This window comes from Deinococcus proteolyticus MRP (assembly GCF_000190555.1).
In the GTDB taxonomy this organism is placed as follows: domain Bacteria; phylum Deinococcota; class Deinococci; order Deinococcales; family Deinococcaceae; genus Deinococcus; species Deinococcus proteolyticus.
This window is the reverse complement of sequence record NC_015161.1, coordinates 64,205-77,224: the sequence shown is the minus strand read 5'-3', so window position 1 is coordinate 77,224 and position 13,020 is coordinate 64,205. Positions and strand designations below refer to the sequence as shown.

Annotated in this window: 10 protein-coding genes; 3 read left to right on the top strand and 7 right to left on the bottom strand. The window is 64.3% G+C overall.

What is annotated here, in order from left to right; genetic code table 11:
• Positions 1-18 precede the first annotated feature (18 nt).
• Positions 19-1,356 carry a Glu/Leu/Phe/Val family dehydrogenase gene (locus tag DEIPR_RS00395; RefSeq protein WP_013613856.1) on the top strand — a complete coding sequence of 446 codons (1,338 nt, stop codon included), beginning with the start codon at positions 19-21 and terminating at the stop codon, positions 1,354-1,356.
• A 121-nt stretch (positions 1,357-1,477) separates the two neighbouring features.
• Here the strand turns inward: DEIPR_RS00395 and pstS are convergent, their stop codons facing one another.
• The 4 genes from pstS to DEIPR_RS00375 form a co-directional block, all read right to left on the bottom strand.
• Positions 1,478-2,749 (bottom strand): phosphate ABC transporter substrate-binding protein PstS, encoded by a 1,272-nt coding sequence (pstS, locus tag DEIPR_RS00390; protein ID WP_013613855.1) that lies wholly within the window; start codon positions 2,747-2,749, stop codon positions 1,478-1,480.
• Positions 2,750-3,026: 277 nt separating this feature from the next.
• On the bottom strand, positions 3,027-4,598 hold the full coding sequence (locus DEIPR_RS00385) for an acyl-CoA carboxylase subunit beta (protein ID WP_013613854.1): 1,572 nt from the start codon (positions 4,596-4,598) through the stop codon (positions 3,027-3,029).
• 384 nt (positions 4,599-4,982) lie between these two features.
• Positions 4,983-5,861, bottom strand: coding sequence for a tRNA 2-thiocytidine(32) synthetase TtcA (gene ttcA / locus DEIPR_RS00380; protein ID WP_013613853.1), 879 nt, complete (start codon positions 5,859-5,861; stop codon positions 4,983-4,985).
• Between the two features lie 101 nt (positions 5,862-5,962).
• The gene (locus DEIPR_RS00375; RefSeq protein ID WP_041222130.1) at positions 5,963-7,180 is read right to left on the bottom strand and encodes a vWA domain-containing protein; all 1,218 of its coding nucleotides are present in this window, start codon (positions 7,178-7,180) and stop codon (positions 5,963-5,965) included.
• A 352-nt stretch (positions 7,181-7,532) separates the two neighbouring features.
• Between DEIPR_RS00375 and DEIPR_RS00370 the strand changes: the two genes are divergently transcribed.
• Positions 7,533-8,072 carry a DUF11 domain-containing protein gene (locus DEIPR_RS00370; RefSeq protein ID WP_013613851.1) on the top strand — a complete coding sequence of 180 codons (540 nt, stop codon included), beginning with the start codon at positions 7,533-7,535 and terminating at the stop codon, positions 8,070-8,072.
• An 80-nt stretch (positions 8,073-8,152) separates the two neighbouring features.
• On the opposite strand, the gene folE is transcribed toward DEIPR_RS00370, so the two are convergent.
• The 3 genes from folE to DEIPR_RS00355 form a co-directional block, all read right to left on the bottom strand.
• Positions 8,153-8,719: a GTP cyclohydrolase I FolE gene (gene folE / locus DEIPR_RS00365; RefSeq protein ID WP_148231841.1), complete on the bottom strand. Its 567-nt coding sequence runs from the start codon at positions 8,717-8,719 to the stop codon at positions 8,153-8,155.
• 71 nt (positions 8,720-8,790) lie between these two features.
• A complete protein-coding gene (locus tag DEIPR_RS00360) occupies positions 8,791-10,008 on the bottom strand; it encodes an adenylosuccinate synthase (RefSeq protein WP_013613849.1) in 1,218 nt (405 codons plus the stop codon).
• A 187-nt stretch (positions 10,009-10,195) separates the two neighbouring features.
• Entirely contained in the window at positions 10,196-11,683 is a 1,488-nt protein-coding gene (locus tag DEIPR_RS00355) for an E3 binding domain-containing protein (protein WP_013613848.1), read from the bottom strand.
• Between the two features lie 294 nt (positions 11,684-11,977).
• Between DEIPR_RS00355 and dusA the strand changes: the two genes are divergently transcribed.
• On the top strand, positions 11,978-13,018 hold the full coding sequence (gene dusA, locus DEIPR_RS00350) for a tRNA dihydrouridine(20/20a) synthase DusA (protein ID WP_013613847.1): 1,041 nt from the start codon (positions 11,978-11,980) through the stop codon (positions 13,016-13,018).
• The last annotated feature ends 2 nt before the right edge of the window (positions 13,019-13,020 follow it).

Sequence of the window (13,020 nt, the reverse complement as noted above, 5' to 3'; positions counted from 1 at the left end):
CCTTGCAAAGGAGCTGCCATGACCACCGATTCCAAACCCGCCCAGCCTCAGGCACCGCAGCCGGCTGCCGCCAAGCCTGCTCTGCACGACCTGCCCTCTTATCTGGACCCCAACAACATCGGCCCCTACGAGATTTTCCTGGAGCAGGTGGACCGCGTTACCCCTTACTTGGGCAACCTGGCCTACTGGGTGGAAACGCTTAAGCGCCCCAAACGCATCCTGGTGGTGGACGTGCCGATTCACCTGGACGACGGCAGCGTGGCCCACTTCGAGGGCTACCGCGTGCAGCACAACACCTCGCGCGGCCCGGCCAAGGGTGGTATCCGCTACCACCAGGACGTGAACCTGTCGGAAGTGATGGCGCTGTCCGCCTGGATGACCATCAAGAACGCTGCTGTGAACGTGCCCTACGGCGGCGGTAAAGGCGGTATCCGCATCGACCCCCGCAAGTACAGCCAGGGCGAGCTGGAACGTCTGACCCGGCGCTTTACCACCGAAATCGGCCTGATTATCGGCCCGGAAAAGGACATTCCTGCCCCCGACGTGAACACCAACCCCCAAATCATGGCCTGGATGATGGACACCTACTCCATGAACGTGGGCCGCACCGCCACCGGCGTGGTGACCGGCAAGCCCATCAGCCTGGGCGGGTCGCTGGGGCGCAGCGACGCCACCGGGCGCGGCGTGTTCGTGACCGGCGCAGAGGCCATGAAGAAGCTGGGCATTGACATGGAAGGCGCGCGCGTGGCCGTGCAGGGCTTCGGCAACGTGGGCAACGCCGCTGCCCGCATCTTCCACGACCACGGGGCCAAAGTGGTGGCGATTCAGGACGTGACCGGCACCGTGTACAGCGCTGCAGGCATCGACCCGTACAAGGCGATGGAGCACCTGGCAGCGACCGGCAAGATCACCGGCCTGGACGGCACCGACGAGCTGAGCCGCGAGGAATTCTGGACCGTGGACTGCGACGTGCTGATTCCCGCCGCGCTGGAAAAGCAGATTACCGAAGCCAACGCCGACCAGATCAAGGCCAAACTGATCGTAGAAGGCGCCAACGGCCCGACCATTCCCGTGGCCGACGACATTCTGGCCGGGCGCGGCGTGACCGTGGTGCCCGACGTCCTTGCCAACGCCGGTGGGGTAACGGTCAGTTACTTCGAGTGGGTGCAGGATTTCAGCTCGTTCTTCTGGACCGAAGACGAAATCAACCAGCGCCTCGACCGCATCATGACCGACGCTTTCCTCAGCCTGTGGGATGTCAAGGAGCGCCACGGCGTGACGCTGCGTACCGCTGCCTACATCGTGGCCTGCACCCGCGTGCTGGAAGCCCGTGCGCTGCGCGGCCTTTACCCCTGAGCCTTCCCCAAGAGCAAGAAAAGAACTCCTCCCAAGTGGAGGGGTTTTTGTTTGCCGCAAGCCAAAGAAATAACCCGCCCATTTACGGACGGGTTAACAGCTCAAGCCTAGAGCCCTAGGCTTACTGCATAGGGTTCATGGGCTGACCGTCGAAGGTCATGCCGTTCACGGTTTCCAGGGCGCGGTCGCGCACGGCGTCAGGCAGCTTGGCGTAGCTCAGGCCCTCGTGGTAGCCCTGGCCGCTGGTCAGCATCCACTGGAGCAGGTGCTGGAGGCGCTCGCCCTGGGCCTTGTCACGGCCAGCGTAGTTCTGCTCGGGGTAGACCAGCAAGTAGGTGTAGGAGGCCATCGGGTAGGCTCCAGCGCCCTCGGCGTTGGTCACGCTGCCGCGCATGTCTTCGGGCAGTTCGGAAGCGGCGGCGGCGGCGGTCACGCCTTCCAGGCTGGGCTTCACGAACTCGCCAGCGGCGTTCTCCATGGCCATCATGGGCAGGTTGTTCTGCTTGGCGTAGGCTTCCTCGATGTAGCCGATGGAGCCGGGGGTGTTCTGCACCAGGCCGGCCACGCCGTCGTTGCCCTTGGCGGCGCTGCCCACGGTCCAGTTCACCGAGTTGGCACTACCGACTTTTTCCTTGAACTCGGGGCTGACCTTGCTCAGGTAGTCGGTGAACACGGCGGTGGTGCCCGAGGAGTCCGAGCGGCGGGCCACGGTAATGGGCAGCGCGGGCAGCTGCACGCCCTCGTTGATCTTGGTCAGGGCGGGGTCGTTCCAGGTCTTGATTTTGCCCAGGTAGATGTCGGCCAGCACGGGGCCGGTCATCTTGAGTTCGGTGCCCTCGGCCAGGCCGGGAACATTGTAGGTGGCGGTCACAGCACCCAGGGCCATGGGGATGTGGGCAATCTTGCCAGGAGCGCTGGCCAGCTTTTCGTCATCCATCGCGTTGTCGCTGGCGCCGAAGTCCACGGTCTGAGCAATAATCTGCTTCTGGCCGGTGCCCGAGCCCACCGACTGGTAGTTCACGCTCACGCCGGTTTCCTTGGCGTACTCGTCGAACATCTTGGAGTACAGCGGGTAAGGGAACGAGGCACCGGCGCCGGTCAGGCTGCCGTCGGCATAGGGAGCCTTGGGAGCGTTCAGGCCCAGGGCCGCACCGGCGCCCGTCGCGGCGTCGTCTACAGCCTGGCCGGCCGAAGCGGCGGCAGCACTGGCCGTGTCGCCGGCTTCCTGCACGGCCGAAGCAGCGGCCGTGGTGTCCGGCGCCGTGGTGGTTTCACTGACGGTCGTGGTGGTGTTGCCGTCGGTGGTGGTTTTGCTGGTGGTCTGCTCGGTGCAGGCGAACAGCAGGGCAGTCAGGGGCAGGGCCATCAGCCAGGTTTTACGGGGCAAGTTCATGCGGCGAGTCTAGGCAGGGTATGTCAGCCGTTTGTCAGCCAACCCCCTCAAACTGCGTTGCCAGCACAAAATTACTCTGCTTCTTGCATAAAGATAAGGCTGTTGGGAGTGGAGACTGGGGAACTGGAGGCAACGGCTCTAGGCGTCCAGAAGGGCTCACCCTTGCCGGGCGGCAATTGCAGATATGACGCCACGACAAGCCCCCGCATGAACGCTTCCTGACAAGGGATAAACATGCATACGGAGGCTTAGAGGAATGCTCAGCGCCAACCTGCGCTCAAAGCGGGATGTTGCCGTGCTTGCGGAAGGGGCGCTGCTCCTGCTTGTCCTTCAGCATGGCAAAGGTCTGAATCAGTTGTGCCCGCGTGGTTTCCATCGGAATCACGTCGTCGATGTAACCCTTGCCGGCCGCCACGTAAGGGTTGTCGAAGGCTTCTTTGTAGTCACGGATTTTCTCGGCGCGGGTGGCTTCCGGGTTCTCCGAGTTCTGGATTTCGCGGCGGTACACGATGTTGGCCGCACCTTCCGCGCCCATCACGGCCACCGCAGCGGTGGGCCAGGCGTACACCACATCCGCACCCATGTCGCGGCTGTTCATGGCGAGGTAGGCGCCGCCGTAGCTCTTGCGGGTAATCAGGGTGATTTTGGGCACGGTGGCTTCGGCGTAGGCGTACAGCATTTTGGCCCCGTGCCGAATGATGCCGGCGTGTTCCTGGCCCACGCCCGGCAGGAAGCCGGTCACGTCCACCAGCGTCAGGATGGGAATGTTGTAGCAGTCACAGGTGCGGATAAAGCGGGCGGCCTTGTCGGACGCGTCGATGTTCAGCGAACCGGCCATGACTTTGGGGTTGTTGGCGACGATACCCACGCTTTCACCGTTCAGCCGCGCGAAGCCCACGATGATGTTCTTGGCCCAGTCGGGCTGGATTTCCAGGAAGCTGCCCTGGTCCACCAGCGTCTCGATGACCCCGTGCATGGCGTAGGGGCGGGTCTGGTCAGGCGTGACCATCTCCAGCAGTTCGGGAGTTTCACGGGTGGGCGGGTCGCTCACCTCGGCGCGGGGGGCCTGCTCGCGGGCATTTTGCGGCAGGTAGCCCAGCAGCGCCTTGATCCCGTCCAGTACAGCCGCGTCGCCTTCCAGAGCCAGGTGGGCCACGCCGGACTTGCGTCCATGCACGCTCGCGCCGCCCAGCTGGTCAAAGGTGACATCCTCGCGGGTGACCGACTTGATGACTTCCGGCCCGGTAATGAACATGTAGCTGCTGCCCTTACTCATCAGGATGAAGTCGGTCAGGGCGGGTGAGTACACTGCACCCCCCGCGCACGGCCCCAGGATGGCGCTGATTTGCGGCACCACGCCCGAGTAGATGGCATTGCGGTAGAAAATCTCGCCGTAGCCGCTGAGGCTGTCCACACCTTCTTGAATCCGCGCTCCTGCCGAGTCGTTCAGGCCGATGACGGGGCAGCCCGTCTTGGCGGCCAGGTCCATCACCTTGACCACCTTAGCGGCGTTCATCTTGCCCAGCGAGCCGCCCAGCACGGTGAAATCCTGGCTGAACACGAACACCTGCCGCCCGCCGATGGTGCCGCGCCCCGTCACCACGCCTTCGCCGGGAGCCTCCACGCCGTCCATCAGGCGGTTGCGGCCGTGCTCCACGAAGGTGGACATTTCCAGGAAGCTGCCCTCGTCCAGCAGGTACTCGATACGCTCGCGGGCCGTCATCTTGCCGCCCTGCTTCTGCTTGGCGAGCCGGTCCGGGCCGCCGCCCTGCTCCACATGGGTGCGCCGCGCCTGCATCTGGGCGACCAGTTCCTTCAGCTCCAGACTGAGGTTCTTAGGTTGTGACATAGAAGCAGTTTACCGCTTGGAAGGTGCGGAATGGAAAAAGGCAGAGGGCCAGACTTGCCAGCCCTCTACCCTATGCGATACGGATTCCGCTTTATTCCCATAGAGCCGGAAAAGCACCGAATCTATGTCCATACCGCAGAACCCGCACTGTTTCTTACTCACTTCGTTCGGATGTCATCCCCGCGTACGTGGATTCCATCGGAAGAGATTTACCAGTTCCCGAAGTTGTCAATGGTGGCCAGTAGGCAGCTCGGAAGGCCCCTTCGTTCAGCTCGCCGCCTTCCTGCGCGGAGAGGGTCTTGCCTGCGTAGTGTTACCAGGCTAAGGGTCGAAGTAAAAGCACTTTTGCCCTTAGACACTTAGACTTTTCGACCCTTAGACCTCCTACCCCAGCATCTGCAATTCGCTCAGGCCACTCAGGAACTCGCGCTCTGGGTAGTCCTCGTGGTCAAAGCCCCTATCACCCTCCGCAGGCTGCACGCTCAGGCTGGCGAAGTCGTACAGTTCGGCGTCCAGCAGGTGACTTGGCGTCACACGGGTCAGGCTGCGCAGGATGTTGTTCAGGCGGCCCGGATGTTCGCGCTCCCAGCCTTCCAGCATTTCGCCCACCACCTTGCGTTGCAGGTTTTCCTGGCTGCCGCAGAGGTTGCAGGGAATGATGGGAAAGCCCCTGGCCCCCGCGTAGGCGATGATTTGGCTTTCGGGGACGTAGGCCAGCGGGCGAATCACCACGTTGGTGCCGTCATCGCTTTGCAGCTTGGGCGGCATCGCCTTGAGCCGCGCCCCGAAGAACATGTTCATGAACAGCGTTTCGAGGATGTCGTCGCGGTGGTGGCCCAGCGCAATCTTGGTGGCCCCGAGGCGGCGGGCGTGCGCGTATAGGATGCCCCGGCGCAGGCGGCTGCAGAGGCTACAGGTGGTTTTGCCTTCGGGAATCTTTTCCTTTACCACGCTGTAGGTGTCTTCAGTGAGAATATCGTGCGGCACGCCCAGCTCGCTGAGGTAGCGCGGCAGCACGTCTTTGGGGAATCCTGGCTGGCCCTGGTCCAGGTTGACCGCCACCACCTCAAACCGCACGGGCGCACGCTTTTGCAGGTGTAGCAGCACGTCCAGCAGCGTGTAGCTGTCCTTGCCGCCCGACAGGCACACCATGATGCGGTCCCCCTCTTCAATCATGCGGTAATCACCGATGGCCTGCCCAGTGGCCTTGGTGATGGGATGGAAGAGCTTCTGAAGGGTGTCGGTGGTAGGTGCGCCTGGCATTTGGCTTAGAAGTCTAAAGGTCAAAAGGTCGAAAAGTCTAAGGGCACGACTGCTTTTGCGACCTTAGACCCTTAGACCTTTAGACTTTTTGACCCTTAGCCCTAATTCACCAGTTTGGTCTTGTTCGCCACAAAATCCATCAGCACGTACTGGCCGATGTTCTCAGGTGTGGTGAAGTAGGCCTTGCCGCGCGTCATTTCGGCCACCCGGCGCACAAAGGCCAGCAGGTCGGGGTCCTGCGCCAGCATGAAGGTGTTCACCTGAATCCCGCTGCGGCGGCAGTTGGCAACTTCACGTAGGGTCGCGCCCATCACGTAGGGGTCCAGGCCATACGGGTTCTTGTAGATGCGGCCGTCCGGCAAGGTCAGCGCGGAAGGCTTGCCGTCGGTAATCATCACGATTTGCTTCATGTCCTTGTTCTCGCGCTTGAGGAGTTGCTGCGCCAGCCGCAGCCCGCCCGCCGTGTTGGTATGGTACGGCCCAATTTGCGCCTGTGCCAGCTTGCTCACAGGCACTTCCTCAGCAGAGTCGTGAAAGAGGACGAACTTGACCGTGTCGCCCGCATACTGGGTGCGAATCAGGTGGGCCAGTGCCAACGCCACCCGCTTGGCGGGCGTGAAGCGGTCTTCGCCATACAGAATCATGGAGTGCGAGCAGTCCAGCATCACCACGGTGGCCGCCGACGAGTGGTATTCGGCCTGCCGAATCACCAGGTCGGATTCTTCCAGTTGGTCAAACCCCTTGCCCATCACGTTGCCCAGCGTAGCGGTGGTGTCGAGGTTGAGCGTGTCACCAAACTCATAGTTCTTCAGCTCGCCCGACATCTCGATGCCGCTGGCATAGTCGCGGGTGTCGTGCGAGCCAGCGCCCGAGTGCCCGATGCCGCCCATCAGGTCGCGCAGCGATTTGTAGCCCAGGAAATCAATGCTCTTGTCGGTGAGCTGAAAAGTCGCGTCGCCTGCGCCGCCCGCCGTGCCCGCGCCTTGGCCGTCATCCCCGAACTCCTTGCGGATAAAGCCCTCTTCTTGCAGCTTGTCCATCAGGCGCTCAATCTGCTGCCCGATCTGGGTCTGGCTGATGTCGTCGGCCTGGAGCGCCTCCAAAAGCTGCTCTTCGGGAATCATGTTCCGCTCGGCCAGCGCTTCCAGAATCGCGTCGAACAGGTCGTCCATGCTGGGCCGCGCATTCGGGTCAGGGTCGTAGGGGTCGTTGAACCCCTGGCCCAGCAGGGCTTCTTGAATCATCTGCATCAGTTCGGAGGCCTCAAGGCTGTCCAGTTCGCCCTCGAAGCGGCTGTAACGGGTTACTTTGCTGGTCATGATGTTCGTCTCTCCCATTGTTCCCGGCCCCTTGCTCCTGGGGCACCGTTGCTGGCCCCTCTGTTCTCGGCCGCTGGTTCCATTTGCTGGTATGCGGATGCTGGTCTGTGGATGCTGGTTTGCGGTGAACTTGTGCCCGACATCATGACAGCCACGAACGGCCGCCTTTGTAACGGTGGCCTGCAGCCAGCTGACGCAAAAGGAGAGCTTTGATGAAAGTCGCATGGAAGCGGCCTGGACGGTGCCAGGTCAGTATCTCGTAAGCGTTCCCCTTTTACACTGGTCCTCTCAGAAGTTCTCCGTCTCCTGCACGTTTTTGAGCTTCACTCTCCAGCATTACCGGAGGTTTCCAATGAAAAAATTCCTGTTGATTCCTGCCCTGCTTGGCCTGGGCGTCCCAGCGCTGGCCCAGACCGCTTCCGCTCCGGCGACCACCAGCGCACAGCAAACCCAGCAAAGCCCGGTGCAGCTGGTCCTGAACGACTTTCTGGTCACCAATGTGCGCGGTGCGGACGGCAAACCCAGCGAGCGTCTGAACCCCGACGCCAGCCGCGTGCGCCCCGGCGACATGATTCAGTACGACCTGAGCGCCAAAAACGTGGGGCGTACGCCTCTGAACAACGTGCGCCCCAGCCTGCCGGTGCCGGCCGGCACCGTGTTCGTGGCGTCCTCGGGCGGCACGGGCAACGCCGTCACCGAGTACTCCTTCGACGGTGGCAAGACCTTTGGCAAGGCGCCGCTGTTCCGCAACGTGACCGTGACTGAAAACGGCAAGGCCGTGACCCGCCGCGTGCAGGTGCAGCCCAGCGAATACACCAATGTCCGCTGGAACCTGGGGGCTTTGGCTCCTGGCCAGACCCACAAGATGACCCTGCGCGTCCGCGTGCGCTAGACCAGCGGCGCGGCAGCGCAAGTCGGCAGGGCCCCGGGAACTCACTGCACCGGGGCCCTTTTTGACGTACCGATATGGCGTCAGCGGCTACGCAGCGTGCCCTGCACCGCGCTCATGAACTCGGCGCGGGTGCGGGGGTCGGTGCGGAACAGGCCCCGCATGGCCGAGGTGGTGGTGCTGGAGTTTTGCTTCTGCACGCCGCGCATCGCCATGCACAGGTGGACGCCTTCCATCAGCACCGCCACGCCCTTGGGCTGCAGCAGTTCCTCGACGGCCTCGGCCACCTGGGTGGTGATGCGCTCCTGCACCTGCAAACGGCGCGAGTACAGGTCCACGATACGGGCAAACTTGCTCAGACCCAGAATCTTGCCGTCCGGGATGTAGGCGACGTGGGCACGGCCGTAAAAAGGCAGCATGTGGTGCTCGCACATCGAGTAGAACTCGATGTCCTTGACGATCACCATTTCGCTGCCCTCGGCGGCGAATACGCCCTCGCCCACCACGTCCGCCAGCGTTTGCCCATAGCCCTCGGTCATGTAGGCCCAGGCCTTGGCGACCCGGTGCGGGGTGCGCTGCAGCCCCTCGCGCTGCGGGTCCTCTCCGATGGCTGACAGCCAGCTGTGGGTCAGGTCGGCCAGACCCGGCACTTCCAGCTCGGCCTGGGCCGCTGCGCCCGGCAGCGTGATTTTGTCTGGTGCGCTACTCAATGCCCTTCTCCTCAGCCCCAGCTCACGGCGCCGTAGGTCTGTTCGCGGGCAGGCCCACACGAGAAGATGACCACGGGGCAGCCGGTGACTTCCTCAATCAGGTCCAAGTAGGCCTGGGCTTCTGCCGGCAGGTCGGCGCGGCTGCGGGCCCCCTCGGTGCTGGCCCAGCCTTTCATCTGCCGCATGATGGGCTGGCCTTCGCTGCCGTAGCCCACGCACACCGGCACCGTCTCCAGACCACTGAGAATATCCATCTTGTTGATGACCAGCCCGTCCAGCCCGTTGACTTCTACGGCATATTTCAGCAGTTCCAGGTCCAGCCAGCCGACCCGCCGGGGGCGGCCGGTGGTGGTGCCGAACTCGTCCCAGGGGTTGGAGCCGTCACCGCGCAGACGCAGAATTTCCTCGTCACCGAAGACCTCGGTCACGAAGGGGCCGTGGCCCACGCGGGTGTTAAAGGCTTTGGCGACCCCGTAGACGCGGTTCAGCGCCTTGTGGCTGACGCCGGCGCCCACCAGCACACCGCCGACCGTCGGGTGAGAGCTGGTTACGAAGGGATAGGTGCCGTAGTTCAGGTCCAGCAGAGTGGCCTGGGCGCCCTCGAAGAGGACATTTTCGCCTTGCTTGATGGCTGCGCGCAGCAGCGAGCCGGTGTCGTGGACAAAAGGCAGCAGAGCCTCCCGAATAGGCTGCATGGCCTCAAAGGCGGTCGCCACACTGTCCCAGCCCGCCTCACGGGTGGAGTTGGGCTTGGCTTCCAGCAGCCGTTCCAGACGCTCGCGCAGCACGCTGTCGTCGGCCAGGTCACCGAAGCGAATGCCCACGCGGCGGGCGCGGTCGGCGTAAGCCGGGCCAATTCCCTTGCCTGTGGTGCCCACGAAATCCTTGCGGCCGTCCACGTACTTGTGGTGCGGCAGCACCAGGTGAGCGCGGTCGGAAATTCGCAGGTCGGGGTTCAGTCCGCCGTCAATCAGGCTCTGGCGCTCGGCCAGGAACTTGTCCGGGTCAATCACCATGCCGTCGCCCAGCACGCTCACGGTGCCCTCGTGCAGCACACCGCTGGGCAGCAGGTTCAGCTTGAAGGTCTGGCCTTTCGCGGTCACGGTGTGGCCGGCATTGGCCCCGCCCTGATAGCGGACCACGTAGCCGGCTTCGGGCGCCAGGAAATCGGTAATCTTTCCCTTGCCTTCGTCGCCCCACTGGGCGCCAATAATTGCAATTCCAGGCATTTCAGCCCTCCTCTTGTTTGGGCAGTCGGGCGGAGAAAGCCGTGCTGGCTGCCTCCCCTTCTGCGGTCACGCGCTCCTGCGCTCCCAGGCATGGCCAAAAGCGCGGCCAAAAAAAAGCACGGCGCATGACACCGTGCCTGAGTATAGGTCAAAGCGGCTGCGGCCCGCACACGGGGCCGGCAGCGACTCAGACAATCAGCGAGACCGGGGCTTCCAGGCTGCCGGCCACAGCGGCCAGGAACTCGGCGGCCTGGGCGGTGTCCACATTGCCGTTCAGGCTCAGGGCGGCGCGGCCGTCCACCACGCGGCCCAGCGACAGGGTCACGGCGTCCGGGTAGTGCAGCTCATCCAGGTCGAAGGTGCCGGCGTTCACCACCAGCAGGTCGGCTCCGCCCTCGTGGTCGCGGTCAATGGCGCTCAGCGCGTCACGCAGGCCCGCACCGGGGGCACCCACCGAGCGGGCGCGGTGCGAGTACACGTCCTGAATGGCGACGGCGCTCAGGTTCAGCATTCCGGCATGCTGCTGCGCGGCGCGGGCCACCAGCAGCGAGAACGGCACGTCCTGGCCCAGGGCTGCGTTCAACTGGTCACGCAGGTTCGACGCCGCCTGCAGGTCGGCGTCGCGGCGCAGGTACACGCCGAACCAGACGGCCTGCTCGGGGCGGGCAGCGGGGGCAGCCGGTGCAGGGGCGGCCAGTGCAGGGGCGGCCTGCTCGGGCTGCTCTGCAGGGGCCGGGACCATCACAGCAGTCTCCACAGCGGCAGACGCTGCCGTCTCCACGTCGGCGCTCTGGCTGGACACTTCGCTGACAGCAGCCACAGCCGGCTCGGCCGCTTGCTGGCGAATGTCCCCAGCAGCGTCCTGACTGTCGGTGAAGCGGAGCGCATCCGAAGCGGTGGGCTGGGTGGCCTCGGCCTGAGCGTAGGCCGGCTCGGTGGTGTCCTGCACGGCAGTCTGCTCGGTCTGGGGGGCGGTCTGTTCGGCGTAGGCCGGCTCGGAGCTGCCCTGACCATCATCACTCTGGCCATAAGCGCTCCGGTCATAACCGCCTTGACCGGTGCCGCCCTGCGAGAACCCGGCAGGCTGACCATAGGCCGGGGTGGCAGCCACTTCGGGGGCCTGGGGTGCCGGAACCTGGGGTGCTGGCGCCTGAGATGCAGGGGACTGGTACAGCTGCGAGAGCAGACCGCCCAGTCCGCCCGTAGCGGCCGGCTGCGACGCGGCAGGAGCCGGGGCCACTTCGTTTGTGACGACAGGCTCTGTGCTGACAGGCTCTGCGGCAACAGGTGCGGCAGGCTCGTCTTCCAGGTCCAGCTCGAACTCGTCCTCTTCCAGCGTGGCGCCTTGGCTGCTCAGGTCCTGGGCCATCTGCTGGCTGGCCGGTGCCTGGGCCAGCGGAGCCTGGTTTACCAGCGCGGCAATATCGGATTCCACACCGGCCTGGCTGAGCATCTCGGCGCTCATACCGGCAGGCAGTTCGTCACCGGTCCAGTCTGGCGGAGGCAGGTCCACCGGAGTGGCGGGCGGCTCTTCCTCACCGCTCATCACGCGGGTCAGATAGTTGATGATGTCCTGCTCGACGATCTGGCCGCCGGCACCGCTGCCCTGGATAGCACGCCAGTCGATACCGTTGGATTCAGCGAGGGTCTTGGCCAGTGGGGAGATATTGTCCATGTCTTGGTCCCTTTCAGTAAAGAGGAGGCAGTCAGCCGCAGGCCCGACACCGCAGGCCGGATTTGGCCCCGGTGCAGGCGAAGCCCACTCTAGCAATTTGAAATCTGAAACACGTTTGGTGGTTCCAGCCTGACAGGCCAGATGGAGCGGGCTTCAGACTTCTCATTGCGCCCAGAGTGGCGTTCACGGTCTAACAGGCTTCTTTCAGGAGAGCGGGCCTTCAGAAGTGGGCAGGCCCGCCTGAGGATGAAGCTTCCGGTGCCCTGACCGGCTGGGCGTTACACTGCTGGACGCATGAGCCTGCCGCCTTCCTCCGCTCCCACCTCCAGCCTGCCGCCCGTGCATTCGCTGCCCGGGCACCGCTTTTCCGTGGCTCCCATGCTGGACTGGACCGACCGGCACTGCCGCGCTTTTCACCGCTGCCTGACCAGCCGGGCGCTGCTGTATACCGAAATGGTCACCACAGGCGCTGTCCTGCACGGGGACCGGGCGCGGCACCTGGATTTCGGAGCAGCTGAGCATCCGCTGGCACTGCAACTGGGCGGCAGCGACCCGGCGGCCCTGGCCGAGTGCGCCGCGCTGGCCGAGCACTGGGGCTACGACGAGGTGAATCTGAACTGTGGCTGCCCCTCCGACCGGGTGCAGAGTGGGGCGTTCGGGGCCTGCCTGATGGCCACGCCGGACGTGGTGGCCGCGTGCGTGGCGGCCATGCAGGAAGCCACCCGGTTGCCAGTCACGGTCAAACACCGCATCGGAATTGATGACCAAGAAGACTACATGGACCTGCGCCGTTTCGTGGAGACGGTGGCCGGGGCGGGCTGCCGCACCTTTATCGTGCATGCCCGCAAGGCGTGGCTGAAAGGCCTCAGCCCCAAGGAGAACCGGGAGATTCCGCCGCTGCGCTACGAGCTGGTGGAGCAGCTGAAGGCCGAGTTCCCGGAGCTGACCATCTCCCTGAACGGCGGCGTGCAGACGCTGGCACAGGCGCAGGAGCACCTGACCTGGGCCGACGGGGTGATGGTGGGCCGCGCCGCCTACCAGACGCCCTACCTGCTGGCCCGCGTGGACCAGGACATCTTTGGGGAGGACGCGTCTCCACCCACCCGCCGCGAGGTGCTGGCCCGCTTCCGGCCCTACGTGGTGCAGGGACTGGCCGAGGGGCAGAGCTTCCACCACCTCACCAAATCCACGCTGGGCCTGTTCGCCGGGCAGCACGGCGCACGGCACTACAAGCGCACCCTCAGCGAACTGGGGCACCGGGCAGGAGCCGGGATAGAGGTGCTGGACCAGGCGGTGGCCGGTGTGCCGGACGACGTGCTGGACGCCCTGGACTAGAC